Consider the following 24,138-nt stretch of genomic DNA (forward strand, 5'->3'; position numbering starts at 1 on the left):
TGATCGGTTCTCACTGACCATCCCACGATGGCTCACCACGTCGACAATCCGACGCTCAGAACCCCGGAAACCACACCACCCCAGGGGACGTCACCACCGTGAACACAAGCTACACCCGGGTTCGTGGCCAGAAAAGGGGGTTGCGTCAGATTGCCAGCGTACGTGCGACAAGCTGCTCGGCGACCCTCGAGAGCAGCATTCCGTTGTCCCGCGCATGGCTTCGCATCAGGCTGAACGCATCGTCCGTCGATATCCCGTTCGTCTGAGCCACGACCCCCTTGGCCTGCTCGATGACGATGCGCGAGTTCAGCGCCTGCTGGAGTTGCACACGAATCGCGTCGCTCTCCTGCAGACTTCGAGCGTGCAGGATGCCGATAGTCGCGACGTCCGCGAGGGCTTGCGCCGCCCGGGCGTCACGATCGTTCAGCTCGCCGGTCTCGGCACGCAGCAGGTTGAGAGCACCGATCGTCGTGTCACGCAGCCTCATCGGGACGGCGAGCACCGAGGCGAAACCCTGTTCGGCTGCGCTGACCCTGAAGCGCGTCCATTTCTCCGGGCTGGCGCTGATGTCGGGGACAGAGACCGTGGTTCCGCTGGTGAAGCAGTCCACGCAGGGTCCCGCCTGTGCGCTGAGTTGCATGACTTCGACGAGCCGGGACGCCTCGCTCGTCGATGCGACCACTTCGAGGTTGCCGTCGGGGTCGGCGAGCAGGATTCCTGCGGCCTTGACATCCAGAAGGTCGCGGCAATTGTCGACGAGAGTTTGGAGAAGCTCGACAGCGTCGTAATTGTCCACCAGGGTGTCCGCCAGTGTGGCGAACGCATCGACGAGCTGCTCCTCTCGCGTGATCTCACTCATTGCGCTCCTCGATTCCGTTGTCACTCACCGAGAAGTTCAAGCGCCGTTCTACGATGTCTTCTGCGATTTCCTGCATGGATTTGCCCAGCGCGAACGCGTGAGCCTGAATGACGAGGCGGGCCTCGTCTGGGGGAAGATCCAGTTGCGCGAGCACCATCCCGGTGGCCTGATGGATTGTCCGCCGAGAGAACCTTTCGTTGGACTCCACGGAGTCGCTGCCGTCAGCGCTGGAGAGTGCGCGCCGCAGGATCACCCGACTGACGACTGTCGCGAAGGCTGACGACTGATGCGACTGCAGCGTGCTCAGGGTCAACGGCGTGATCGAGTACAGATCCAGCGAACCGAGCTTCAGCGGGCCGACGAACAGCGGGAACGCGAAGATCGCTCCGACCTCGTCTTCGCGAATCGCCTCGGAGAACGCCGGCCAGACTCCGGCTGTCGAGTTCTTCAGATCGGGCTCGAAGACGGGGAGTGCTGACTTCATGGCATCCCAGCACGGACCCTCGCCTAGGTCGAACTGCAGTTCGTCGATGCGGGCGGCCTGCCGATCGGTCGCAGAAACCGTCTCGGTGCCGAGGAAGTCTCCCATCGTCGAGATCGCTGCACCACTGACGGGGAGCGAGTCGGCTATCTCTCTCGCCAGATCCTCCGGTCGCTGCTCGAGGCTGGCCAGACGGTTCATGGCTGCTGAAAACGAATCAGGCACGGCAACCTCCTTGACGATGCACGTTGTGCACAGCCCGCGCTCTTTCGATGTTAACGCGAATGTGGCCTGTCGTGGGAGGCTGTTTCTGCTCACAGCTGAGAGCGGACGAGCCCGTTCGCGAACACGCAAGCCCCTGTATTCTCAGCCGTCGCTCTATACAGTGGGCAAATCGTGTCTTGATCGAGGCCGCGACCCGATCGAGTGCTGACGAAACGCGATCCCGGCGAATACGCGACCCGCTGGGCCGATCTGAACGAGAACCGAGGAGGTTCTGATGTCTTATCAGGATGATAACGGCACCGACTGTCTCGAGACCTGCGCCGTCATACCGGACTGGATGTTTGTCCTCGACGACAACGTCACCCCGATCGCATCGGTGCCGCGATCGACAGAGGCACAGGGGCTGTCTGCCGAAGATCGCCAGCTGTTCCAGGCTCAATGGGACGATTTCGCCGCACACATCGACTGAATGAATCGGAGATAAGAATGCGAATCGTCATCGTCGGAGCATCCGGGAATCTCGGTACAGCCCTGCTGCGCCGGCTCCGCGATGAACCGACCGCAACCGAGGTCATCGCCATCAGCCGCCGGGAACCGGATCTGGCTGTGGCGCCGTACAGCGGTGTCACCTGGCACACTCTCGACATCGGTTCTCCTTCTGCGCCGCGCGAACTGGCGCGGATCTTCGCCGGAGCGGATGCCGTCGTACACCTGGCCTGGCAGCTGCAGCCCAATCACAACGAGGCGGCTCTGTGGCGCACGAATGTGATCGGAACCAAAAATGTGCTCGCTGCGGTTGCCGCCGCCCGCGTGCCTCAACTGTCGTATTCCTCGTCGGTTGCCGCGTACAGTCCGGGGCCGAAGACGAAGCGGGTCGACGAGCACTGGCCGACAGGCGGCATCCCGTCGTCGCATTACAGCAAGCACAAGGCGATCAATGAGCGGGCGCTCGACCGGTTCGAGGAGCAGTTCCCGACGATCGTCGTCAGCCGGCTGCGCCCTGGGCTGGTGTTCCAGCGTTCGGCGGCGAGTGAGATCGCCGGGCTGTTCGCTGGGCGGCATCTCCCGACCGGGTGGCTCAAGTGGGTGCGTCCGCCGGTTCTGCCGATGCCCCGGCAGGCGGTTTCGCAGGTCGTCCACGCGGACGACGTGGCGGATGCCTTCTGGCGCGCCGTGGATCGCAGCGCGGCCGGTGCGTTCAATATCGCTGCCGAGCCGGTCATCGATCCGACGGTCGTGGCATCCGTTCTCGGGTCACGCTGGGTACCCGTGAGACTGCGTGTGGCCCGGGCGTTCATGTGGGCGAGTTGGAAGCTGCGGCTGCAGAAGTCGGACCCGGGGTGGATCGACATCGCAGCGACAGTTCCGGTGATGTCGACGTCTCGTGCCAGGGACGAGTTGGGCTGGTCGCCGCGGATCCCGTCGACGGTGGCGCTCGACGAGATCGTGCGCGGAGTGGCCGAGCACGCGAATGTGGAGGCGTCGCCGCAGCTGAAGGGCTAGAGAGGCAACTCCTCGGTCCCGAGGGACTACAAATTCAGGAGATTGTGCGCGACCCGCCGTACGGGAGCGCTCCCACCCCGGCGTGTCGCGAGTTTCTCCTGAATGTGGAGCAATCTCCTGAATTTGCAGCCCGGAGGCCACCCCTCTTCCGGGGGTGTGCATCCTCTGTTGGCCCGTGGTTCACCCGAATGTTCCCCACTCTCGTTTGTCTGAGAATGTCCGCCAACTCGGCGGACATCATCAGGGGAATGAACTCAGCATGCCTGTACTTGAAATCTCGCGCCGCAGGCGCATCGTCACATCGGTGGCCTCGGCCGCCCTGCTCGTAGGAATGAGCATCGCAACGCCGCTCGCGGCATCCGCTGCCATCGACGACAACGGGGGAGCCGCCCGCAACGACTCGGACCAGGCCGAAGCGCTGAGGGCGTCGATCGTCGACGGGCCGGCCAAGAACGTCATCGTGCTCATCGGGGATGGCATGGGCGACAGCGAGATCACCGTCGCACGTAACTACGCGGAGGGTGCAGCAGGCACCCTCGCGGGCATCGACGCTCTCCCGATCACCGGTCAGTACACGACGTGGGCGCTGAACAAAGACGGCACGCCCAACTACGCGTCCGAGTCGGCATCGACGGCCAGTGGCTGGTCCACAGGCACCAAGACCAACAACGGAGCGCTCTCGGTCGACATCTCCGGTACGCCTCAGGCGACGCTGCTCGAACTGGCGAAGGCCAACGGCCTGAAGACCGGCAACGTGTCGACGGCTGAGATTCAGGATGCGACGCCGGGCGCCGAGGTGGCGCACGTGTCTGCACGCTCCTGCTACGGCCCGACCGCCACGACGAAGACCTGCCCCGAGGCTGCGCTCGAGAACGGCGGCCTTGGCTCCATCTCGGAGCAGCTGCTCAACGTGCGCCCCGACGTCACCCTCGGAGGCGGATCGAAGACCTTCACCGAGACAGCCGTTGCCGGACCGTGGGAGGGCGAGACGCTGTTCGAGCAGGCCGAGGACCGCGGCTACGCCGTCGTCGATGACGCGGCCGGGCTGGCATCCGTCACCGAAGCGAACGCCGAGAAGCCGCTCCTCGGACTCTTCACCGAGGGCAACTTCCCGACCCGGTGGGTCGGTCCTGAGGCGACGATCGGCGGCGGAGACCTGCCGGCCGAAAGCTGCACCGAGAACCCGGAGCGCCTCGAGACCGGTCTCTCCCTCGGCTCGCTGACCGACAAGGCCATCGACCTTCTGGCATCCGACGACGAGGGATTCTTCCTGCAGGTCGAGGGCGCGAGCATCGACAAGCGTGACCACGCTGCGGACGCCTGTGGCCAGATCGGCGAGACCGTCGACCTCGACGAGGCCGTCCAGGTCGCCCTCGAGTTCGCGAAGGCCGACGGCGACACCCTCGTCGTCGTCACCGCCGACCACGCACACACGAGCCAGATCCTCGGTTCGACCCCTCCCGGCCTGAGCGCACACCTCGTCACCGAAGAGGGCCAGCCGATGATCGTCGGATACGGCACCGCTGAAGCCGGCGGATCGCAGCAGCACACCGGTTCGCAGGTTCGGATCGCCGGTTACGGACCCGGCGCAGCGAACGTCGTCGGCCTCACCGACCAGACCGACCTGTTCTTCACGTCAGCGAATGCGCTCACGCTGAACCGCGACCTCGCGTCGCTGAGCGCGGGTGCCACGGTGTCGGTCGACAAGCCCGAGGTCGTCCCAGGCGAAACCGTCGCGGTGACCGTCGATGGGCTCGACGCCGATTGGCAGGTGGCCGGCGTGCTCGACTCGGAGCCGGTCGATCTCGGCCAGCGTGACGTACTCAGCGGAACGACGACCTTCACCGTCGAGGCGCCGACGGAGCTCGGCGAACACACGGTGACGCTCACCGGGGCGCAGACGGGGACGACGCTCACGGCATCCGTCCTTGTCACCGAGGACCCGACATCCGTTCCCGTCCCCTCGCCTGACCCCACCGAGGGTGAAGGCGCAGGGGCCGGTGCGGGAGCATCAGGTCCTGGCGGGCTGGCCTCGACCGGCGGCACACTCGCTCCGTACGCGGCGCTCGCCGCCCTGCTGCTCGTGAGCGGGGCGCTGCTCGTGAAGCGCCACCGCGACCGTCACCAGCTGACGGCCTAGCTTCCGCCGGCGCCAGATCGCAGTTGCGTACCCATGCTCGCCCGCTGGGCGGGTTGTGGGTGCGCAACTGCGATCTCGTCGTGCGCCGCTCCGGATAGGGCGAGCAGCAGCGACCGTCAGACGGCCAGCGGCACCGGCGCCGCCCGGAACTCCGACGGCAGCATCCCGAAATGTGACCGGAACCCGGCTCGCAACGCGAACGACGACCTGAATCCCGACATCGCCGCTATCTCGGCGATCGGCAGACCCCGGGTCCCCGGGGCAGCCAGCAACAACGCCGCCGTTTTGGCACGCTGGCTCCCGATCTCCTCGACGACCGTCGAACCGGCCTCCTCGAACGCCCGCTGCAGGTTGCGCAGCGAGACTCCGAGCCCGCGCGCGACCGCCTCAGGGTTGAGGCCGCGCTCCCGGTGCTTCGCCCCGATGAGGTTGAGTGCCCTCCCGCGGAGCCCCGACCGGAACTCCTCGCCGTCCATCGCATAACCCTCGGTCTCGAGGAACATGCCGACGACGAGGTCTTCGAGGGTGCGCTCGGCGATCGACTCGCTCAGCGGACCTGGTCGCCACGCCGGGTCGACCATCGCCGTCGCGAACGACCGCAATGGCGCACCGAGCGTCGTCTGCGAGGCCAGTTTGAACCGGTCACACCGGGTACGCACGCCACGTTCGTGCAATCGTTTCGCGGGCAGACGGATGCCGAGACCACGCGTGGACTCGCCGCACTCGAGATCGAATGCGCGCCAGTCGGTCACCGCGTAGACGCTGCCCGGCCGCATGAGCGTGCCCGGCCCTCCCGCGAGACCGATCCGCGCCGTGTTGCTCAGGACGAAGCCGACCTGCAGGGTGCCCTCGTCGGTGGCGATGCGCTCGAGGGTCGAGCCGTCACCGCGCACCCGGAACGCTGACTGGGTCGTGAGGAGAACGGAGCTCGCGCCCACCGTCTTCTGTCGCCCCGAGAAGTGGAACACCACCCCGTGTGGCACGGCGAAGCGAGAGGCAAGCCTCTCGATGAAGTCGTCCGGCACTGGATAGTCGCCGGTCTGAGTCAGGATGTGTCGCATTGCTGCGACCGAAAGCGGATCCCACATATCGGGCCTCCCGGCCTCTTCCGTCCCCGGGGCAGGGAATACACAGAAGATCTCATCCGCACACTAGTGGGCGTCGGTGACCAGAACAAGACGTGTTACCTCATTGAAGCCGCGCCCGGGGGAGTGCAATCCCGCGCCGCGCTGCTGCCCGCCTTCGCCGCGGCTCTTAATCTGAGCATGACCGGATGCTGCTGGCTGATTCGCCAGCGGGACCGCGTCGGCCCGGTGGCCACCCCGGCGAACACCATGGTGATGGGGCCAGGCGCCTATCGTTTCGGCGACTACTGGAAGCTCGGGTTGCCTCTCCTCGCGCTTTTCGTTCTCGTCGCCACCTTCCTCGTCCCGGTGATCTGGGCCTTCTGACCACCTTTCCACCACCCACACAAAGGACACGCTGATGACTCGAAGCCCGAACAAGCTCATTCCCTCGACCTTCTCCCCAGCTCCGTCGCTGTCGCCGGACGCAGCTGTGGGGATCGTCGTCCACGCTGAACTGCCCGTCGGTGTGGATGCCTGCGGTTACGCCGTCGGTGTCGACGGCGCGATCCCCGACGCGCTCGGCGTCGACCGGGCCGTGCTCGAACAGTCCGGCTTCGAGGGCCGTATCGGCCAGACGCTGGTCCTGCCGCAGTCGGACGGACCGGTGGTCGTCGCCGTCGGAGTCGGCGACCGCACCGAACAGGATGCCGCGACGCTGCGCAACGCCGCAGCCTCCTTTGCCCGGTCGACCAGCAAATTCTCGCGGCTGGCGCTCAGCCTCGGCGACGAATTCGCGATCGACGCCGCCGAGATCGGCAGGGCGATCGCCGAAGGCGTGCTGCTGGCCCGATACCGCTACACGGCGCTGCAGGCCACACAGAAGGATGCCCGACTCGAGTCTCTCGACATCATCGTGCCAGACGGTTCCGTTGCCGATGTCTCCGCCGGCGTCCGGCACGGTGAGCACGTCGCCCGCGCCGCCAACCTTGCCCGCGACCTGGCGAACACTCCCCCCGGATACCTCACGGCGACGGACCTCGGTGATTTCGCCGCCGAGACCGGCCCCGACCACGACCTCGAGGTGGAGGTGTCCGATCTGCAGCAGCTCATCGAGCTCGGCTGTGGCGGGCTGCTCGGCGTCAACGCGGGCAGCACCGAAGAACCCCGGATGATCGTCCTGCGATACCGGCCGGATGGAGCATCCGGTCATCTCGCGCTCGTCGGCAAAGGCATCACCTACGACTCCGGCGGGATCTCGCTCAAGCCGTCCGACCCGATGCACCTCGCCATGAAGATGGACATGGCGGGGGCCGGGGCCGTTCTCGCGGCGATGACGGCGCTCTCAGACCTGGGCTGCACGACCGCGGTCACCGCCTACCTGATGTGCACAGACAACATGCCGTCCGGCTCGGCCACGAAACTCGGCGACGTGCTCACCATCCGCGGCGGGACCACCGTCGAAGTGAAGAACACGGATGCCGAGGGTCGCCTCGTCATGGCCGACGCCCTCGTGCTCGCCCGCGAGGAGTCGCCGGACGCGATCGTCGACATCGCCACCCTCACCGGCGCATCCCTCGCCGCGCTCGGACACCTCACTGCTGCCCTCTTCGGCACGGACGACGGACTCGTCGGGCAGCTCCAGGCCGCAGCGATCGTGACCGATGAGTCGGTCTGGGAGCTTCCGCTGGAGCGTCGGTACCGTGAGCAGCTCGACTCGGATGTCGCTGACATGTCCAACATGGGCGGCAAGTGGGCCGGCGCGACGATCGCCGCGCTGTTCCTCGCCGACTTCGTGGGGGAGGTGCCGTGGGCACACCTCGACATCGCCGGAACCATGCAGTCAGAAAAGGACGACTTCTGGCGGTCGAAAGGGGCGACCGGGTTCGGCACCCGGCTGCTCATCGAACTGGCGCTGAACTTCCGGGCGCCGTAGCTCGGGTCAGAGCGTGCCCTGCATGTCTGTGCCTGCAGGAAGTGGTTCGAGGCGCGTGACCTCGACGGGCGAGGCGAGCTTACCGGCGAGAGCCGCGTTCAGCGCCGCGACCGCCGGGCCGGCGCTGTGAGCGTCGAGAAGCTCGGCTGACTCCCACTTCTCGATCATGAGGATCGTGTTCTCGGGGGTGCGGTGGATCGCGTAGAGCTCGCACCCCGGTTCGGCGTGGACGGCGGCGATCGCAGGCACGAGGGCGTCGTGCACGGCGTCGAACTGGCCGCCTGCTGGAACGAAATGGGCGGTCACGACGAGAGGAGTGGTCATTTCCCCGATGCTACAGGGCGGCTGTGGTCCGACCGGTCGCGCCCGTGGCATCCAATGGGGCCTGCGTCGATCGTGAGGGCATCCGCTGCGGACGAGGGCATACGGCACGCAGGGAGCCCTCGTCCGGACGTGATGCCTTCGCGCGCGGCTCGCCGTGAAGCGCCGCGGCATCCGCAACCCCCTGCCGGCTTCGAGGCTCCGACCGTAGGGTGGGGCGCATCCCGGTCGGACCGGGCACGCCAGACAGGAGACGCGAATGTCGAACACTGAAGACACCGGATCGCCGAAAGTGCCGGGCGAGCCGGGGCCGGACTCGAGCATCCCGAACAGTGACACGGGGATCGCCGTCGGCTACACGGGTGAGCCGTCGACGCTCGAACCTGAAGAAGAGAACGACGTCCCCAACGACGACAAGACGATCGAGAGTTAGAACATGACAGACACATTTGCCCACTGGTTGCGCCAGCAGAACGACCGCGAAGACGTGGTCGGAGAACTCGCCCGCTCCATCGAGAACGACGAGATGTTCCCGGCGCACGGAGACAAGGCGATCTTCGACGGCTACTTCAGCAGCGACAACACCGTGCCAGAGGTGCGGGCGTCGTTCGAGCGCGCTTGGGAAGAGTTCAGCGGCGAGCGCGCATGATGCGACGCTGAGCGCATCCGCTCACTGAGCTGAGCGCATCCGCTCTCTGAGATGGCAGTTTCGCACCCAAAACCGGCCATACAGGAAGGTTTCGGGGCGTAACTGCCATTTCGCGTCTCCGGCGGGCCCGGACGGTGCGGATCACGCTGATCAGGAGTACCCTAGGGGGGTATTGAGGTTCGGCCGTCGAGTCGTTCTCGTGCCCCTCGGGAGGTGACCGCATATGCGTCCCAGCAACGGTTCCGGAGCGCACGAGCGACCGCCTTCCCTGCGCCGACGAGCGCGGATGCTGGGGCGAATCCTTCTCGGAGGCTCCGCACTGGCAGTGATCACCGTGCTCAGCGCGTGCACGGTGTCCTACCCCATGGGCGGAGGAACGGGGCCGTCGTCTCAGCGCCCCGCTGACGTCAATCAGGACGACCTCATGTTCGTCGCAATGATGGTCCCGCACCATGAGCAGGCTGTAGAGATGAGCGACGAGCTTCTCGGGAAACCCGACGTCGGCCCCGAGGTTCGAATGCTTGCTGAGGACATCGCGGACGCACAGGAGCCGGAGATCGAGCAGATGGAAACCTGGCTGGCGGAATGGGGGATGAATCGACCGGGTGGGATGAACCACAGCGACGGGATGATGTCAGACGACGACCTCGACGCCCTGCAGGAGGCCGAGGGTCAGCGCGCGGAGGTCGTCTATCTCGAGTTGATGATTCCGCACCACGAAGACGCCGTCGAGATGGCCGAGGACGTCATCGCCGAGGGCGAGAACGCGGATGTAAGGACGCTCGCAGAGAGCATCCTGGAGAGCCAAACCCTCGAGATCGCCGAGATGAATCGACTGCTCGAGACCCGGTAGAGGTCGGCCCGGGTGGCATCCGCTCACTGAGTTGGCAGTTGCATACTCAAGAACCAGCCCGGCGGGAGGGTTTCGGTGCGTAACTGCGATTTCGCGTCTACGGCGTCGCGACCAGGGAGTAGCCGGCCTCTTCGATCGCCGCGGTGACGTGTGCCCGGTCGAGCGGGGCGTCGCTGAGCACGGTGACGGTCGAGATCCCGTTCGGGTCGAGTGACACGTCGACGCCGGTGACGCCGTAGATCTCGGCAAGCTCCTCGGTGACTGCTGAGACGCAGTGCCCACAGGTCATGCCTGACACTGACAGCGCCGTCGTGACCGCGCCCTCCCGGGCATCCTGTCCGGCGTGGTCCGTGCGCGCAGCACCGTGGCCGCCGCACGCGCATCCGCCGCCGCCGTGGCCACAGCCACATCCGCCGCCGGTAGCGTTCACGTCGGTGAGGCCGAGGTCGGTCCGGGCGCTGAGGCCGAGGTCGTTGAGTGGTCCAGTGGTCATCGGGTTCTCCTGACTGAGTACGGGGTCACGAACGGACGAGCCGGGCGATGGCAGCGGATGCCTCGCGTAGCTTCTCGTCTGCGACCGGTCCGCCTTCGCGGCTGGCTTCGGCGACGCAGTGACTGAGGTGATCCTCGAGCAGCTGCAGCGCGACGGTCTCGAGCGCCTTGGTGACGGCAGAGACCTGGGTGAGGATGTCGATGCAATACACATCGTCGTCGACCATGCGTTGGATGCCACGAACCTGGCCCTCCGCCCGGCGCAACCGTTTCGTCAGGGCGGCCTTGTTGTCGACATAGCCGTGTTCCATGGGTCCTCCTCGGTCGTCGTGCCAGTATACCCGACGGGGGTATATCTGCACTCTTGCATCATACCCCTAGGGGGTATATGGTGGCGGCATGAACGCTCAGCATTCCCACATCGATCACACCGATCACACCGATCACACCGATCACACCGATCACGCAGGGCCCGGCGACCACGCTGACCACGCGGGGCACTCCGGCCATGCGGGCCACGGCGACCACGTCGCATCCTTCCGCCGACTGTTCTGGATCATGCTCGTGCTCGCCGTTCCGGTGGTCGGCTTCAGTCCGATGTTCGCGATGATCCTCGGCTATGAGCTCCCGGATGCCGCCTGGGCCGCGTGGATCTCGCCGGCGCTCGGTACCGTGCTCTACGTCTGGGGCGGCCGGCCGTTCCTCACCGGAGCTGTCGCCGAGCTCCGATCGCGCAAGCCCGGCATGATGCTCCTCATCGGACTCGCCATCACCGTGGCATTCGTCGCGTCGTGGGGCGCGACGACGGGCATCCTCGATCACGAACTCGACTTCTGGTGGGAACTCGCGCTCTTGATCGTCATCATGCTGCTCGGCCACTGGATCGAGATGCGGTCGCTCGCGCAGACCTCGTCAGCGCTCGACTCGCTCGCGGCCCTCATTCCCGACGAGGCTGAACGGGTCGACGGTGCCGAACTGGTGCTGGTCTCTCCAGCAGACCTCGTCGTCGGTGACATCGTGGTGGTGCGCCCCGGTGGCCGGGTTCCGGCCGATGGCGAGATCACCGAAGGCGCAGCAGACGTCGACGAGTCCATGGTGACGGGCGAGTCGATGCCCGTTCGCCGAGCGCAGGGTGACCCGGTTGTCGCAGGAACGGTCGCAACAGACAGCGGCATCCGTCTGCGCGTGACAGCGGTGGGGGAGTCGACCGCACTCGCAGGCATCCGTCGTCTCGTTGCGGACGCGCAGAATTCCTCGTCGCGTGCCCAGCGCCTGGCCGATACCGCCGCCGGGTGGCTGTTCTGGTTCGCGCTCGGCGCCGCGGCGATCACGGCACTCGTCTGGTCGGTGCTCGGGATGCCGGACGAAGCCGTCATTCGCACCATCACCGTGCTCGTCATCGCCTGCCCCCACGCGCTCGGGCTCGCGATCCCGCTCGTGGTGTCGATCGCCACCGAACGCGCTGCTCGGGCCGGCGTGCTCGTGAAGGATCGGCTCGCACTCGAGAGCATGCGCTCCATCGACACCGTGCTGTTCGACAAGACCGGCACGCTCACGCGGGGAGAACCGGTGGTGTCGAATGTGCTGCCCGCCGACGGCTGGACGGCAGACAGCCTTTTGCAGATCGCCTCATCGGCCGAGGCCGACAGCGAACACCCGCTCGCCCGGGCGATCGTGCGTGCAGCCGCCGATCTCCAACAACCGGCCCTGTCGCCGGCGACCGACTTTCGTTCGTCTCCGGCAGAGGGGGTCTCCGCGACAGTGGGCGGAGCATCCGTCTCGGTCGGTGGTCCGAATCTGCTGGCGCGTGAAGGGCTGTCGCCACTGCCAGGCGCCAGCGACTGGGCGGGCGCCACGGTACTGCACGTGATCGTCGACGGGGCGGTCGCCGGCGCGCTGGCCCTGGCCGACGAGGTGCGTCCGGAATCCCGCGAGGCGGTCGACGCGCTGCACGCCCGCGGCATCCAGGTGGTGATGATCACCGGTGATGCGCCGGCGGTCGCTGCGGTGGTGGCCCGCTCGCTGGGTATCGATCGGGTGTTCGCCGGGGTGCTGCCGTCTGACAAGTCCGCCAAGGTGGCCGAACTGCAGGCCGAGGGGCGTAGGGTCGCGATGGTCGGCGATGGCGTGAACGATGCGCCGGCGCTGGCGCAGGCCGACGTCGGTCTCGCCATCGGTGCGGGAACGGATGTCGCCATCGCCTCGGCGGGAGTGATCCTGGCGAGCGACGATCCGCGATCGGTGCTGTCTGTGGTCGAACTGTCGCGGGCCGGCTACCGCAAGATGAAGCAGAACCTCTGGTGGGCGGCAGGGTACAACCTGCTGTCCGTGCCGCTCGCCGCCGGGGTGCTCGCCCCCGTCGGGTTCGTGCTGCCGATGGCCGTCGGTGCTCTGCTGATGTCGCTGTCGACGGTCATCGTCGCCCTGAACGCACAATTGCTCCGGCGGCTCGACCTGCGCCCTGGCGCCGTGGTGGGGTCGATCCCCGATGCCCGGTCGACCCGGGAGAAGGAAAAGGCCCCGAGGTAAGGATGCTTTCGGCCGCTTGGTCCTTCTGTGGCGCCGATCCCCTTCTCTGGTGCTGGTGCTGGTGCACGGTGCAGGGCTCAGGCGAGCGGCTCGGCCATCCCGGCCTGTTTGCGCGCGTGGAGGGCTGCCGAGCGGACAGCTCCGGCGCTGGCCACGACGACGAGCGCGATCGCGAGTCCGCTCAACAGGGTGAGGCTCTGGCCGAGCACGATCGCCCCCACGATGGCCGCCATCGCCGGGGCGAGGCTCATCAGGATCGAGAACGTCGACGCCGGGAGGCGACGAAGCGCCAGCAGCTCGAGCGCATACGGGATCGCGGACGACAGCACCGCGACCGCGAGCCCGAGCAGAAGCGCCGTCGGGGTGAACAGCGCGGAACCGGCGCTCAGGATGCCGAACGGCAGCGTCGCGCACGCACCGATCGTCATGGCGATGGCGAGTCCGTCGAACTTGGGGAACCGTGCCCCTGTGCGCGCAGACATGAGGATGTAGCCGGCCCAGAACACTCCCGTGCCTGCGGCGAACAGCACTCCGACCGGATCGAGCGCCTCCACCCCACCCTGGCTGAGCAGAACGACACCGGCGAAGGCGAGCAGGGCCCACAGCCAGCTCACCGCGCGGCGGCTGACGATCACCGAGAGCAGCAACGGACCGAGAACTTCGATCGTGACGGTCGGGCCGAGGGGCAGGCGGGCGAGCGCCTCATAGAACAGCACGTTCATGCCCGCCAGGACGAGGCCGAATGAGGCGACGGTGATCCAGTCCGAACGGGAGTACCCCCTCACGCGCGGCCGGCAGATCAGCAGCAGAACGAGGGCAGAGAAGGTCAGCCGCAGCGCGACCATGCCCAGGGGTCCGACCGCCGGAAACAGCAGCACGGCGAATGATGCACCGATCTCCTGGCAGAGGAGGCCGCCGAGAACCAGACCGACGGCGCCGACGGGCGCGCGGGCATCCGGTCGGGTCGAGGTCACAGCGTCAAGCGTAGAGCCAGCGTGGCTGAGCGCTGCACGCACGCGCAGCCGATCATCGTTCGCTGCGGCTTCTCCCGTCACACCTCGGTGGTGAACCCGATCGCCTTGTGCGTTCCGTCGCAGAACGGCTTGATCGCCGAGACGCCGCACCGGCACAGGGCGATCGTGCGGCGCTTGCGTTCGATCGGGTCGCCCTCCGGCGTCACGAGGTCGAGCTCGCCGCGCACGAGCAACGGTCCGTTCGGACAGGCCACGATCTGCGGAGCCGCCCGATTGAGGTCACTCATGTCTGCCTCCACGCTCACGACCCCGCAACCGTCGCGAGCGGCACCCGCAGCGACGACTCGCCTGCCGTCCACGCGTCGAGCATGTGTTGCCCGGCCCAGCCATCGACGACCAGGCAGGCCGCGGCGCCGAACAGAATGTCTGCGAGCAATGCCGGTTCGTCTTCAGCGAGCGACCCGGCGAGGTCGCGTCCGGCGATCTGCTCGTGTACGGCATCCGCTTCGACGTGCTCGTCGAAGTACCAGGTCACGTCTGACCCGAATCCGTTGCGCTTGAAGCCGCGCGAGTAGAGCCCGTTAGGAATCGACGAGGTCATCTCGAACGCCGCCAGGTGCCCGGCGATGGCACCGCGCAGACGGCGGTTGAGACCGAACATGCTCATCATGTTGAGCGACGCGAGGGTGATCGCCGGAACGTTGTCGACATAGCTGCCGTACCGGTCGTCCAGTCCCAGACCCCGCATCGTGCCGGCGAAGATCGCGGCGTGCATCCGCTCGGGGCGGCCACCGCCGTACTCGTCCGCCTGGATCTCGACGAGCGCAGCCTTCGCCCGACCGCTCAGGCGAGGGATCGCCCAGGAGTGCGGGTCCGCCTCCTTGAGCGTGTAGATCGACCGTTGGATGAGGAATTCGGCGAGCTGGCCTGTGTCGGCTTTCGCCGCGACGAAGCGCGACAGGCTCGGCCCGGCATCCTCACCGGTGAGAGTGAAGAGAGCGGATGCCACGGCGACGCTCGTCGCCTCGGGAAGCGCTGGCACCGGAACGACCGCGCGCAACTCAGCCTCGAACGCGGCCTCGAGAGTGCGGCGAAGAGCGATGAGTGACGGATGCCATTCCCACTCGTCAGAGGTATCGACGACGCCCCCGTAGTGCAGGCCATACAGCACGAACAGGGTGAGCTGGATGTCGTCGTCGTGCACGAGGTCGGTCGCTGCGGTGAGTGCTTCGGCGGCATCGAGGCCTGGGTCGCCGTTCGGGGCGTTCCTGAGCAGCTCGAGAAGTCGTGAACTGAGGGGGCCGCGGGCGTGAAAGAAGGGATTCGGGAAGGTGCCCTGGTCGATCAGGGTCTGAGATGTTGCCATTCTCCAACCATCGAACGGCGACGGTGGCGCGGTCAAGGCCTTGCGAACGCCAGCCCGCGGCTGTCAAGGGCGAGCAGCGACGTCGTTCACCGGGGCTATCGTATGGCTATGCGCTCCAATCTTCGGATTCTCGCTGCCGGGACCCTGCTGGCCGTCGGCCTGTCTGCCGGTCTCTCGGGCTGTGCATCGAGCTTCCCGGCAGACCCCGATGGCACGCTCGATCGCGTCAGCGGCGGGACCCTCCGCGTCGGGATCGCCCCCAACGGCGACTGGACCGACATGACAGACGACGGCGAGGCATCCGGCATTGAGGTCTCCCTGATCGAGGATTTCGCCGAGACGATCGACGCCGACATCGCCTGGGTCGAGGGCAGCGAAGAAGCACTGTTCACCCGGCTCGAAGATGGGGGACTCGACCTGGTGATCGGCGGATTCACCGACCGGACTCCATGGCTCGATCGCGCGGCCATCACGAAGCCGTTCACCGAGGTGAGCACGAGCGATGGGGTCGAGAAACACGTCATGGCCGCGTCGAGAGGGGAGAACGCGTTTCTCCTCGAGCTCGAACGCTTCCTGCTCGCCACGGAGGGGGCACCGTGAGCGTCGCGTTCGGCGAGACCGAGCTCCCGCAGAAGCAGACCGAGATCCTCCGGAAGGCGATCCGGCTGGAATGGCTGACCATCGCATTCCTGGCCGTCACCGTCACCCTCGTGTTCTTCGTGCTCGGCAACTCGCAGGCGATGAAGGCCGCCTGGATCGAAGACCTGCTGTCGTTCATCCCCCCGCTCGTGTTTCTGATCGCGGTGCGGATCGCCCGCCGCAAACCGAACCCGAAACATCCGTACGGGTACCACCGCTCCGTCGGCGTCGGCCACCTCGTCGCGGCAGTGGCCCTCGTGACGATGGGCACGTTCCTCATCATCGATTCAGCGTCGGGGCTGCTCGCTGCCGAGCACCCGAGCATCGGCTCGGTCGAACTGTTCGGGCAGGTCTTCTGGCTGGGCTGGCTGATGATGGGCGTGATGGCGCTCATCGCGCTTCCGCCCGTCTTCATCGGCCGCGCAAAGATGACACTCGCTCGCGAGCTCCACGACAAAGTTCTCTATGCCGACGCCGACATGAACAAAGCGGACTGGATGACGGCCGTCGGGTCCATCGTCGGGGTCGGCGGGATCGGCCTCGGGTTGTGGTGGGCGGATGCCGCTGCCGCGCTGTTCATCGCCGGCAGCATCCTCTGGGACGGAGTGAAGAACACCCGGGCGGCCGTCGAGGACCTCGGAGATACCCGGGCGATGACGTTCGACGACGCGAAGCCGCACCCGGTCGTGCACCGCGTCGACGAGTACCTGCGCTCCCTGCACTGGGTGGAGGATGCCGGTTCACGCGCCCGCGACCAGGGTCACGTCCTGCATATCGAGTCGTTCGTCGTTCCCCGGTCCAGGCGCAAAGTGGCCGTCGCCGACCTTGTGGCTGCACGGGAGGCGTGTGTCGCCCTCGACTGGCGGGTCGAAGACATCGTGATCGTGCCGGTGAAAGAGTTGCCGCGCGTCGTGCGGGAGTCTCACCCGGCCCGGTAACCGAACGGGTGGCCGGGTGCGCCGCCGTCAGGAGACGGCGGGAGGGAGTGTCGGCTGTGGTGCAGCGGGCGGCTCAGGAATGATTTCGAGTCCGCCCACGGAGTTCGACGACCGAACGAGCACCTGGATCCAGCGCTGGTTGATCAGCGGGGCCTTGCCGCCGTAGTACTGGAAGGTGAGAGAGATCGCGTTGTGGATCCACACCGTGGTGCGGCCGAGTCCGTTGGCGTTTTCGTTCCAGGTGAAGGCGAAGGGCTCGCCGCGACGGAGCTTGGCGAGCATGACGATCTGCAGGTGCGCGAGGATGCGATCATCCAGCTGAGCTGTCAGCTTCGAGTCGTACGTAAGCGTTCCCACCGAACGGACCTCCAATTGGGATTCGGCCGCACAGGTGGCGGCTCTCGATTCTAGCGCTGAACGAGGGCAGGGCCCTCTGGAGGTGGGGTGGTGCGATCGACGTGCACGACGGTCACTCGGTCCTTGCCCGCGTTCTTCGACTGGTACATCGCTGCGTCAGCCAGACGCAGGATGCCGTCGGGCGTGACGACCGCGTCACTCTCCCGCCCCAGCAGTGCAACACCGACGCTCGCGGTGATCGGGAACCCGGCAGGCACCGACTCCAGCGGCTGGCGCACCGCGTCACGGATGCGGTCGGCGATCACGGTCGCGGCCTCGGCATCCGTCTCCTCGCAGATGACGACGAACTCGTCGCCGCCGTAGCGCGCGATGGTGTCTGCGGTGCGAACCGAGGTGCGGAGGCGATCGGCCACCTGCTGGAGAACCGAATCACCGACTGCATGGCCGCACTGGTCGTTCACCGCTTTGAATCCGTCGAGGTCGAGGAAGATGAGGGCGAGGGTGCGGGCGTGCCTGACCGAGGCGGCGAGCGTCTGGCTGAGCCTGGTCTGCAGAAGTTGGCGGTTCGCAAGCCCGGTGAGCTGATCGAGAAGTGCCAGTTGGGTGAGTTGGTCCTGCAGGCGGATGCGGGCGAGCACGTGAGCCGATTGTGCTGCGATCATTTCATGGAGTTCGACGGCGGCGTCGTCGAAGGTGCGTTCGCGTCGGAAGAACGAAACCACCACTCCCGCCGGTGCACCCTTGTCGATCAGGGGTGCTGCGGTGATCGTCTCGACGCGCGCCGTGCGAAGCAGCGCGCCGAGACCGGGGAATGCAGCGTCGGCATCCTCCGGGTTGGAAACCGTGACGACCCTGCCGACACGCAGCGCCTCGGTCTCGGGTGACGACCCGTGTGACGGGTCGATGTCGAGCAGCGGATGGACTCCGGCAGCGAGCCGGAGATGCCCGTCCTCGCTGAGCAGCACAGCCGTGTGTGAGGCAGCCAGCGCCTCACGAATGGATTCGGCGAGGGCCGCAGTGAGTTGCTCTTCGGTGTCCGCCAGCGTGAACGCATTCGACGCCTGCTGCAACATGGCGAGTTGCGCGGCGGATGCTTCCGCCGCGCGGCGTGCCTCGAGCAGGTCGCGTTCGTAGTCCCGGCGTTCCGAGGAATCGAAGACCGCTATCCGCAGTTCGCCCGGCTCGCCATCCTCACCCGCGAGAACGGAGTTCACGAGGGTGGGGAGGGTTGATCCGTCCGTGCACTGGATCGAGAGGGCGACCTCGCTGAGCCTTCCCCTCAACTGCAGGGTCGGCAGGTGGCGGGTTTCGTGGAACATCCTGCTGCCGACCGTCAGGATTTCTGCGAACGGCGAGCCGACGAGATCCGCCCGTGAGTAGCCGGTCATCCGCTCGAACGTCTCATTGACGCGGAGTACGGTTCCGTCTGGCGTGGTGACGAGGTACCCGCACGGCGCCTTCTCGAAGAGTGTCCGGAACGCGTCGGAATCAGCCGAAGACGGACCTCCGGTTGTGAGAACCGGGGAGGTCATCGGAGGAATGCCACGATCGCGTCGGTGACCTCGTCAGGCGCGGAGAGGTTCGGGCAGTGCCCGGTGGCGTCCAGCACCATCAGGGTGCTCCCAGCGATCTCGGCGTGCACGAACTCGCCGACGGGCAGAGGCGCGATGATGTCGTCCTGGCACTGCAGAATCAGGGTCGGTGTGGTGACGTCACGCAGGTCGCGGCGATTGTCCGACAGGAATGTGACACGGGCGAAATGCCTGGCGATGGCCGGGTCGACGCGACAGAAACTCTCGGTGAGGGTGTCGCCGAGCTCCGGGCGATCGGAGTTGCCCATCATGAGGGGCGCTATCGTTCCCGACCAGCCCAGGTAGTTGGCGTCGAGCGCATCGAGCAGGGAATCGATGTCGGCCTGCTCGAAACCGCCGATGTATGCGCCGGAGTTGATGTAGCGCGGCGATGGCGCGACAAGCACCAGGGCGCCGAAGCGCGACGGATTCCTGGTGGCGGCGAGAACGCCGATCATGGCGCTCACGGAGTGCCCGATGAAGACGATGTCGTTCCGGTCGATGTCGTCGAGGATTTCGAGCAGATCATCGGCATACCCGTGCAACGAGTCGTACTTGCCCGGATCGTATGCAGACAGATCGGAGCCGCCCGCGCCGACCTGGTCGAATCGGACCACCTGATAGTCGGCTTCGAACCGAGGGGAGACGGCGTTCCACATCTCCTGGCTGCAGCCGAACCCATGGGCGAAGACCAGGGTGCGTCCGGCCGGGTTGCCTGAGATGGTGACGTTGTTTCGTCGGCGAACCGGCGAGATTTGGTCCGTGGTCATTGCGGCTCCTGGTCGTGATGGGCCTTGTCGCCGGCCCGTCGCGCCGGTCGCGATCTGGGAAGAGCGTATCCGAGCGCATGGAACCGGCCTATTCAGGGTTATGGGCTTCTCAACACGCCCCGGATCGTGTATGGCGGAGGATTATACGCACAATCCCCCGGGGAGGGGGAGCGTAGATTCCTGCCCGCCGATCACCCGACGATGGACTATGCCGAATTCGCGCCGCTTCTGCCCGGACCCCGCCCGCTCCGAGCGAGAGTCCGAGAGCGACGGTCAGCTGTCGTGACCATCGAGACGGATCTCGAGGGCGCGGTGGAACGGAACGAGATCGTCGCGTACTTCCAGCCGCAGGTCGACGTCAGGACCGGACGGGTCGCCGCATTCGAGGCGCTGGCGCGCTGGCAGCATCCCACCCGCGGCCTCGTCCCCCCGGTGGATTTCATCCCGGTAGCGGAGCGCACCGGCCTGATCGGCGAGATCGGTACTTTCATGCTGGAGGAGGGATCCCATCACGCGGCCCGCTGGCACAGCCGCGGTCTCGCCGTCGACGTCTCGGTCAACGTCTCGGCCGTTCAACTCGCCACCGACGACCTCTTCGACCGCCTGCATGAACTCCTGGTCGAGTACGTGCTTCCAGACGGCACCCTGACCATCGAGATCACCGAGTCAGAACTGATCTCCGATCCGGATACCGTGGCTGCGCGGCTCCGACTCCTCAAGGCGTTCGGGCTCGGGATCTCCCTCGACGACTTCGGTACCGGCCGGTCTTCTCTCTCGCAGCTCCGGGACCTTCCGATCACCGAACTGAAGATCGACCGTCTCCTCATCCAGGAGGGCACACACGACGGCGCCCTGGTTGCCGTCGCCGTCGAATTGCTCCAGGAGCGTGGCGTCCGTGTGGTCGCCGAAGGGGTCGAGACGGCTGAGCACCTCGAGCGCGTTCGCAGTCTGCATTGCGACCGCGCGCAGGGGTATCTGTTCGGCCGGCCGATGCCCGTCGACGAGGTCGACGTGTTCCTGGCGCAGGCATTCGCCTGAGCCGAGCGACTCAGAGTCCGCCGAACGACTCTTCTTCGAGGTCGATGTGGCCACCGGAGTTCGCTTCTGCGGGGTTTGAATCGCCACCGCCGACGTCGATCTGGCTCCAGGTGACCGGCATCCCCGGTGAGAAAAGGATGTCGATACCGGGGCCGCCGCGCAGGGGAGGAACCGTCACGTAGCCCCCGCCGGCTTTGACCGCAGCAAGGATCTGGTCACGCAGTTCGGTGATGGGGTCGGGGAGAAAGTAGTCCCGACCGTCGACGGTCAACCGGTGAACGATCACGTGTGAATCCTGTCTCTGTGCATGGATGCCGCGGCGGGCACCGCTTCAACGTTACCCGCTCGAGGAGACACCGACCGAAATCGGTCGAGGCCTTGCCCGGTGTGGGAGCGAGCCGGTAGAGCATGCCCCGTTTGGGTGGGTTACAGGGCGGGATGTTCGGCCTAGGCTCAAGCTGAGTAATCATCACGTTCTTGAACCTGAACCCGAAGCGGGTACCTGAATGAACAGCACACCCGACGTGCCGTGGAGCGCCCGGAGCAGACCCTTCCTGCTCTGGGCGCTCCTTGCTCTGCTGCTCGCCCTGATCGGCGCCGGACTCTGGATCGGCATCCGCGGGGCATCCGCCGCCGATGAGTTGTCGACCGCCCGATCGCTCGCCGGGGGCCTGCAGGGTGAGATGGCCGGCGGGAACACCGATGCTGCCGCGGGAACGTTGGAGAAGGCGGGCGGGCACACGGCGACCGCGGTGGCTCTCACGAGCGATCCGGTCTGGCGTGCTGGCGAGATCCTGCCGTTCGCCGGCCCCAATCTCACGGCTGTGCGTGAGGCGGCGCAGGCCGTCGACGATCTCGTCACTGATGTGGCCGCACCGCTGCTTCCGCTCGCAGACGAGCTCGACGCCGGATCGTTCGCCGGGGCGTCCGTTCCGTTGCAGCCGCTCGTCGACGCCGCTCCGCGCGCGGCCGCGGCCCGGTCTGCGGCTGAGGGACTGGCCGCGCGGGTGGCCGAGATCGAGACATCGACCACGCTGCCGTTCGTGCGCTCGGCCGTCGACGAACTGTCCGTGCTCGTCGACCAGGTGGAGCAGACCGTCGGGGCGATCGACCGCGCCGTCACCCTGCTTCCCGGCATGCTCGGGGCCGACGGGCGAAGGAACTACCTCGTTCTCATCCAGAACAACGCCGAACTGCGCGCGTCAGGAGGGTTGCCAGGGGCGACAGCCGTGCTGGCGGCGAACGCCGGCGATCTCAGCCTCGCCGAGCACGTCTCGAGCATGGACTACCCGCGTCTCGCCGAACCGGCCCTGCCGCTCACTCCGGCGGAGGCCGGGCTGTACGGCACGATCCTCGGCCGCTACGTGCAGGACGTCAATCTGACCCCCGACTTCAGTCGAACGGGCGAGCTCGCGAAAGCCATGGCAGAGCCGGTCGTGGGGATGCGGATCGACGGAGTCCTCGCGATCGACCCGTACGTGCTGTCCTATGTCCTCGAGGCCACCGGACCGGTCGAACTCGCCGGAGGCAGGATGCTGACGAGCGACAATGCCGTGCAGATGCTTCTCAGCGACGTCTACACCGAGATCGAGGAACCGGCTGACCAGGATGCGTTCTTCGCCTCAGTGACCGCCGCGGTCTTCTCGGCGCTGACCACGGGCGAGGTCGACCCCGCCCGCCTGCTCGCAGCGGTCGTACAGGGCGGAGACGAAGGGCGCGTGCGGATCTGGAGCGCAGACGCCGACGAGCAGTCCGTGCTCGCCGAGACGGCGCTTGCCGGAGTCCGTTCGACCGGCACCGACCCGGTGCTCGGGGTGTACCTCAACGACGCGACCGGCGGCAAGATGGGCTACTACCTCGACGGAGCCGTCACCCTGTCCTGTGCCGGCGATGAGCAGCGCGTGCGAGTCGAACTCACGAGTGACGCGCCGGTGGATGCCGCAACGAGCCTCCCCGGATTCGTCACCGGAGACAGTGTGTACGGCGTGCCGGCCGGAAGCATCCGCACCCAGGTGCTGCTGGTGCTGCCGCCGGGTGCACGCGTCGTGACGCGCGCCGACGCGGTGCAGACGGTCGTGCGTGACGACTCCGGACGTGTCATCGTCTCGGTCTTCATCGAGGTGACACCGGGCGAATCCGGGCACGTCACGGTCGACTACACGGATGCTGCCGCTACCACGGTCGAGGTCACTCCTGGCCTCGTTGTCAACAGCCCCGAACGGGGACAGGCGGGATGCTCGTGATCCTGCGAAAGTGAGTTATTCTCACGTTAAGGAGAGCGCACCCGCACGCTCCAGCCGAGATCAAGGAGTGAACCCGTGACCCCCACCCGAACCCTCGCGGCAGCGTCCCTCACGCTGCTCGTCCTGCTTGCTGCGCCTGCCCCGGCGTTCGCCGCATACCCGCCCGGCGGCGGAGCAGCCGTCGTGAGCGTGGCATGCACCTCGACTTTCACGGCTGAACCGGGCTATTACGACTCCGGTGAGTCGGTCACGATGGAGGTCGCCGCCGCCACCGAAGCTGCTGCCGTCATGTCGAAGCACACGGCTGCAACAGACGGGAGCCTCGAGGTCACCCTGCCGACGGCATCCGCCGATGCAGGTCAGTACGAGGTGACGACGTGGGGCACCATCAGCCCGACACGTGGCCCGCTCGTCTATTCGCCCGCTCAGGAGTGCCTCGACGCCAGCCCGACGGCCGAGGAAGCTGCACAGCCCGGACTGCCGAACACCGGAGCCGACCTGAGCTGGCTCTGGGTCTCCGGCGGCCTCGTCTTCACCGGTCTCCTCGCCCTCGGAGCGGCCGCCCTGGTCCGTCGCCGCTCCGCCTGACCCCGACCGTGGTCGTCGTCGACCCCAGACAGCGAGGCGACGACCGCGGTCGGTTTATCCGACCGTGCGTTCGGACTCTGCCGACGCGACCGTCGGCCGAACGCCGCGGAAGACGATGTAGTGGTAGAAGACGAACCTCACCACGACGACGATCACGATGCTCACCAGGTTGACGGCATTCACCAGCACGGGGCCGGGGCTGTCGAACAGCGAAACGCCGGCGGCGACGATGCCGGCGCCGAGAGCCGTGCACACCGCGTTGACGAGGAGAAACAACACCAGCTCGAGGACGCGGCCGTGCTGTCCGCGATGTTTGAACGTCCATTCCCGGTTGCCGAAGTAAGCGTTCACGAGGGCGACGAGCGATGCGACGATCTTCGAGGTGACGACATCCCAGCCGAGGGCGTAGTGCAGCACGTTGAAGACGGTGATCTCGATCACCGTCGAGATCGCGCCCACGGTGAGGAAGCGCGTGCCGAGCACGGCGAGGCGGCGGATTCGGGTTCTGGTGGGCATTCTGCCGTCAACGGTACTTCACTTTCGGCGCGCGGCATGGCACGGCGCCGATTGGCCGGATGCAGCCGTCTGCTCCACTACGCTGA

General features: G+C 66.7%; 28 protein-coding genes. 14 read left to right on the forward strand and 14 right to left on the reverse strand.

Going from position 1 to position 24,138, the window contains the following annotated elements; translation table 11 throughout:
- Positions 1-145: 145 nt before the first annotated feature.
- Positions 146-859, reverse strand: coding sequence for a GAF domain-containing protein (locus IWX78_RS11850; RefSeq protein ID WP_196833755.1), 714 nt, complete (start codon positions 857-859; stop codon positions 146-148).
- A complete protein-coding gene (locus IWX78_RS11855; RefSeq protein WP_196833756.1) occupies positions 852-1,565 on the reverse strand; it encodes a GAF and ANTAR domain-containing protein in 714 nt (237 codons plus the stop codon). The genes IWX78_RS11850 and IWX78_RS11855 overlap by 8 nt, the downstream gene beginning before the upstream one ends.
- A gap of 274 nt (positions 1,566-1,839) precedes the next feature.
- Between IWX78_RS11855 and IWX78_RS11860 the strand changes: the two genes are divergently transcribed.
- The 3 genes from IWX78_RS11860 (at position 1,840) to phoA (ending at position 5,208) form a co-directional block, all read left to right on the forward strand.
- The gene (locus tag IWX78_RS11860; RefSeq protein ID WP_196833757.1) at positions 1,840-2,034 is read left to right on the forward strand and encodes a hypothetical protein; all 195 of its coding nucleotides are present in this window, start codon (positions 1,840-1,842) and stop codon (positions 2,032-2,034) included.
- A gap of 17 nt (positions 2,035-2,051) precedes the next feature.
- Positions 2,052-3,068 carry an NAD-dependent epimerase/dehydratase family protein gene (locus IWX78_RS11865; protein ID WP_196833758.1) on the forward strand — a complete coding sequence of 339 codons (1,017 nt, stop codon included), beginning with the start codon at positions 2,052-2,054 and terminating at the stop codon, positions 3,066-3,068.
- A 259-nt stretch (positions 3,069-3,327) separates the two neighbouring features.
- Entirely contained in the window at positions 3,328-5,208 is a 1,881-nt protein-coding gene (phoA, locus tag IWX78_RS11870; RefSeq protein WP_334684708.1) for an alkaline phosphatase, read from the forward strand.
- A gap of 116 nt (positions 5,209-5,324) precedes the next feature.
- Here the strand turns inward: phoA and IWX78_RS11875 are convergent, their stop codons facing one another.
- On the reverse strand, positions 5,325-6,269 hold the full coding sequence (locus tag IWX78_RS11875; RefSeq protein ID WP_196833759.1) for a helix-turn-helix domain-containing protein: 945 nt from the start codon (positions 6,267-6,269) through the stop codon (positions 5,325-5,327).
- Positions 6,270-6,362: 93 nt separating this feature from the next.
- Here IWX78_RS11875 and IWX78_RS11880 point away from each other — a divergent pair, with 93 nt between their 5' ends.
- On the forward strand, positions 6,363-6,659 hold the full coding sequence (locus IWX78_RS11880; protein WP_196833760.1) for a hypothetical protein: 297 nt from the start codon (positions 6,363-6,365) through the stop codon (positions 6,657-6,659).
- Between the two features lie 34 nt (positions 6,660-6,693).
- Complete coding sequence (locus IWX78_RS11885) at positions 6,694-8,208, forward strand: leucyl aminopeptidase (RefSeq protein ID WP_196833761.1); 1,515 nt, start codon at positions 6,694-6,696, stop codon at positions 8,206-8,208.
- A 6-nt stretch (positions 8,209-8,214) separates the two neighbouring features.
- Here IWX78_RS11885 and IWX78_RS11890 read toward each other — a convergent pair whose 3' ends face one another.
- Positions 8,215-8,532 (reverse strand): putative quinol monooxygenase, encoded by a 318-nt coding sequence (locus tag IWX78_RS11890; RefSeq protein ID WP_196833762.1) that lies wholly within the window; start codon positions 8,530-8,532, stop codon positions 8,215-8,217.
- Positions 8,533-8,788: 256 nt separating this feature from the next.
- Between IWX78_RS11890 and IWX78_RS11895 the strand changes: the two genes are divergently transcribed.
- From IWX78_RS11895 to IWX78_RS11905, 3 genes are all read left to right on the forward strand, one after another.
- Positions 8,789-8,962 (forward strand): hypothetical protein, encoded by a 174-nt coding sequence (locus tag IWX78_RS11895; protein WP_196833763.1) that lies wholly within the window; start codon positions 8,789-8,791, stop codon positions 8,960-8,962.
- Between the two features lie 3 nt (positions 8,963-8,965).
- Positions 8,966-9,178: a YozE family protein gene (locus IWX78_RS11900; protein ID WP_196833764.1), complete on the forward strand. Its 213-nt coding sequence runs from the start codon at positions 8,966-8,968 to the stop codon at positions 9,176-9,178.
- A gap of 286 nt (positions 9,179-9,464) precedes the next feature.
- Complete coding sequence (locus IWX78_RS11905; protein WP_334684709.1) at positions 9,465-10,031, forward strand: DUF305 domain-containing protein; 567 nt, start codon at positions 9,465-9,467, stop codon at positions 10,029-10,031.
- A gap of 97 nt (positions 10,032-10,128) precedes the next feature.
- On the opposite strand, the gene IWX78_RS11910 is transcribed toward IWX78_RS11905, so the two are convergent.
- Together IWX78_RS11910 and IWX78_RS11915 are read right to left on the reverse strand one after the other, a co-directional pair.
- Positions 10,129-10,524 carry a heavy-metal-associated domain-containing protein gene (locus IWX78_RS11910; RefSeq protein WP_196833765.1) on the reverse strand — a complete coding sequence of 132 codons (396 nt, stop codon included), beginning with the start codon at positions 10,522-10,524 and terminating at the stop codon, positions 10,129-10,131.
- A 25-nt stretch (positions 10,525-10,549) separates the two neighbouring features.
- The gene (locus IWX78_RS11915) at positions 10,550-10,834 is read right to left on the reverse strand and encodes a metal-sensitive transcriptional regulator (RefSeq protein WP_196833766.1); all 285 of its coding nucleotides are present in this window, start codon (positions 10,832-10,834) and stop codon (positions 10,550-10,552) included.
- Between the two features lie 88 nt (positions 10,835-10,922).
- On the opposite strand from IWX78_RS11915, the gene IWX78_RS11920 reads away from it, so the two are divergent.
- A complete protein-coding gene (locus tag IWX78_RS11920) occupies positions 10,923-13,052 on the forward strand; it encodes a heavy metal translocating P-type ATPase (RefSeq protein ID WP_196833767.1) in 2,130 nt (709 codons plus the stop codon).
- 77 nt (positions 13,053-13,129) lie between these two features.
- On the opposite strand, the gene IWX78_RS11925 is transcribed toward IWX78_RS11920, so the two are convergent.
- The 3 genes from IWX78_RS11925 to IWX78_RS11935 all read right to left on the reverse strand — a co-directional run bounded on the left by IWX78_RS11925 (position 13,130) and on the right by IWX78_RS11935 (position 15,392).
- Entirely contained in the window at positions 13,130-14,026 is an 897-nt protein-coding gene (locus IWX78_RS11925) for an EamA family transporter (RefSeq protein WP_334684710.1), read from the reverse strand.
- A gap of 77 nt (positions 14,027-14,103) precedes the next feature.
- A complete protein-coding gene (locus IWX78_RS11930; protein WP_196833768.1) occupies positions 14,104-14,313 on the reverse strand; it encodes a CDGSH iron-sulfur domain-containing protein in 210 nt (69 codons plus the stop codon).
- A gap of 14 nt (positions 14,314-14,327) precedes the next feature.
- The gene (locus IWX78_RS11935; protein WP_196833769.1) at positions 14,328-15,392 is read right to left on the reverse strand and encodes an iron-containing redox enzyme family protein; all 1,065 of its coding nucleotides are present in this window, start codon (positions 15,390-15,392) and stop codon (positions 14,328-14,330) included.
- A 108-nt stretch (positions 15,393-15,500) separates the two neighbouring features.
- Between IWX78_RS11935 and IWX78_RS11940 the strand changes: the two genes are divergently transcribed.
- Positions 15,501-15,992 (forward strand): transporter substrate-binding domain-containing protein, encoded by a 492-nt coding sequence (locus IWX78_RS11940; protein WP_196833770.1) that lies wholly within the window; start codon positions 15,501-15,503, stop codon positions 15,990-15,992.
- Complete coding sequence (locus IWX78_RS11945) at positions 15,989-16,969, forward strand: cation transporter (protein WP_196833771.1); 981 nt, start codon at positions 15,989-15,991, stop codon at positions 16,967-16,969. The genes IWX78_RS11940 and IWX78_RS11945 overlap by 4 nt, the downstream gene beginning before the upstream one ends.
- A gap of 27 nt (positions 16,970-16,996) precedes the next feature.
- Here the strand turns inward: IWX78_RS11945 and IWX78_RS11950 are convergent, their stop codons facing one another.
- Genes IWX78_RS11950 through IWX78_RS11960 form a run of 3 tightly spaced genes read right to left on the reverse strand, consistent with a single transcriptional unit; the run spans position 16,997 to position 19,667 of the window.
- Positions 16,997-17,326 carry a DUF7882 family protein gene (locus IWX78_RS11950; RefSeq protein WP_196833772.1) on the reverse strand — a complete coding sequence of 110 codons (330 nt, stop codon included), beginning with the start codon at positions 17,324-17,326 and terminating at the stop codon, positions 16,997-16,999.
- Between the two features lie 50 nt (positions 17,327-17,376).
- Positions 17,377-18,858 (reverse strand): sensor domain-containing protein, encoded by a 1,482-nt coding sequence (locus IWX78_RS11955; protein ID WP_196833773.1) that lies wholly within the window; start codon positions 18,856-18,858, stop codon positions 17,377-17,379.
- Positions 18,855-19,667: an alpha/beta fold hydrolase gene (locus IWX78_RS11960; protein WP_196833774.1), complete on the reverse strand. Its 813-nt coding sequence runs from the start codon at positions 19,665-19,667 to the stop codon at positions 18,855-18,857. The genes IWX78_RS11955 and IWX78_RS11960 overlap by 4 nt, the downstream gene beginning before the upstream one ends.
- A 282-nt stretch (positions 19,668-19,949) precedes the next feature.
- On the opposite strand from IWX78_RS11960, the gene IWX78_RS11965 reads away from it, so the two are divergent.
- Positions 19,950-20,705, forward strand: a complete 756-nt coding sequence (locus IWX78_RS11965) for a putative bifunctional diguanylate cyclase/phosphodiesterase (RefSeq protein ID WP_196833775.1) — start codon at positions 19,950-19,952, stop codon at positions 20,703-20,705.
- Positions 20,706-20,715: 10 nt separating this feature from the next.
- Here IWX78_RS11965 and IWX78_RS11970 read toward each other — a convergent pair whose 3' ends face one another.
- Positions 20,716-20,991, reverse strand: coding sequence for a hypothetical protein (locus IWX78_RS11970; protein WP_334684711.1), 276 nt, complete (start codon positions 20,989-20,991; stop codon positions 20,716-20,718).
- A 220-nt stretch (positions 20,992-21,211) separates the two neighbouring features.
- Between IWX78_RS11970 and IWX78_RS11975 the strand changes: the two genes are divergently transcribed.
- Together IWX78_RS11975 and IWX78_RS11980 are read left to right on the forward strand one after the other, a co-directional pair.
- Positions 21,212-22,948: a DUF4012 domain-containing protein gene (locus tag IWX78_RS11975; RefSeq protein WP_196833776.1), complete on the forward strand. Its 1,737-nt coding sequence runs from the start codon at positions 21,212-21,214 to the stop codon at positions 22,946-22,948.
- A gap of 75 nt (positions 22,949-23,023) precedes the next feature.
- Entirely contained in the window at positions 23,024-23,536 is a 513-nt protein-coding gene (locus tag IWX78_RS11980; protein WP_196833777.1) for an LPXTG cell wall anchor domain-containing protein, read from the forward strand.
- A gap of 54 nt (positions 23,537-23,590) precedes the next feature.
- Here the strand turns inward: IWX78_RS11980 and IWX78_RS11985 are convergent, their stop codons facing one another.
- Entirely contained in the window at positions 23,591-24,052 is a 462-nt protein-coding gene (locus IWX78_RS11985) for a GtrA family protein (RefSeq protein WP_196833778.1), read from the reverse strand.
- Positions 24,053-24,138: the final 86 nt, after the last annotated feature.

This window comes from Mycetocola sp. CAN_C7 (assembly GCF_015752285.1).
In the GTDB taxonomy this organism is placed as follows: domain Bacteria; phylum Actinomycetota; class Actinomycetes; order Actinomycetales; family Microbacteriaceae; genus Mycetocola_A.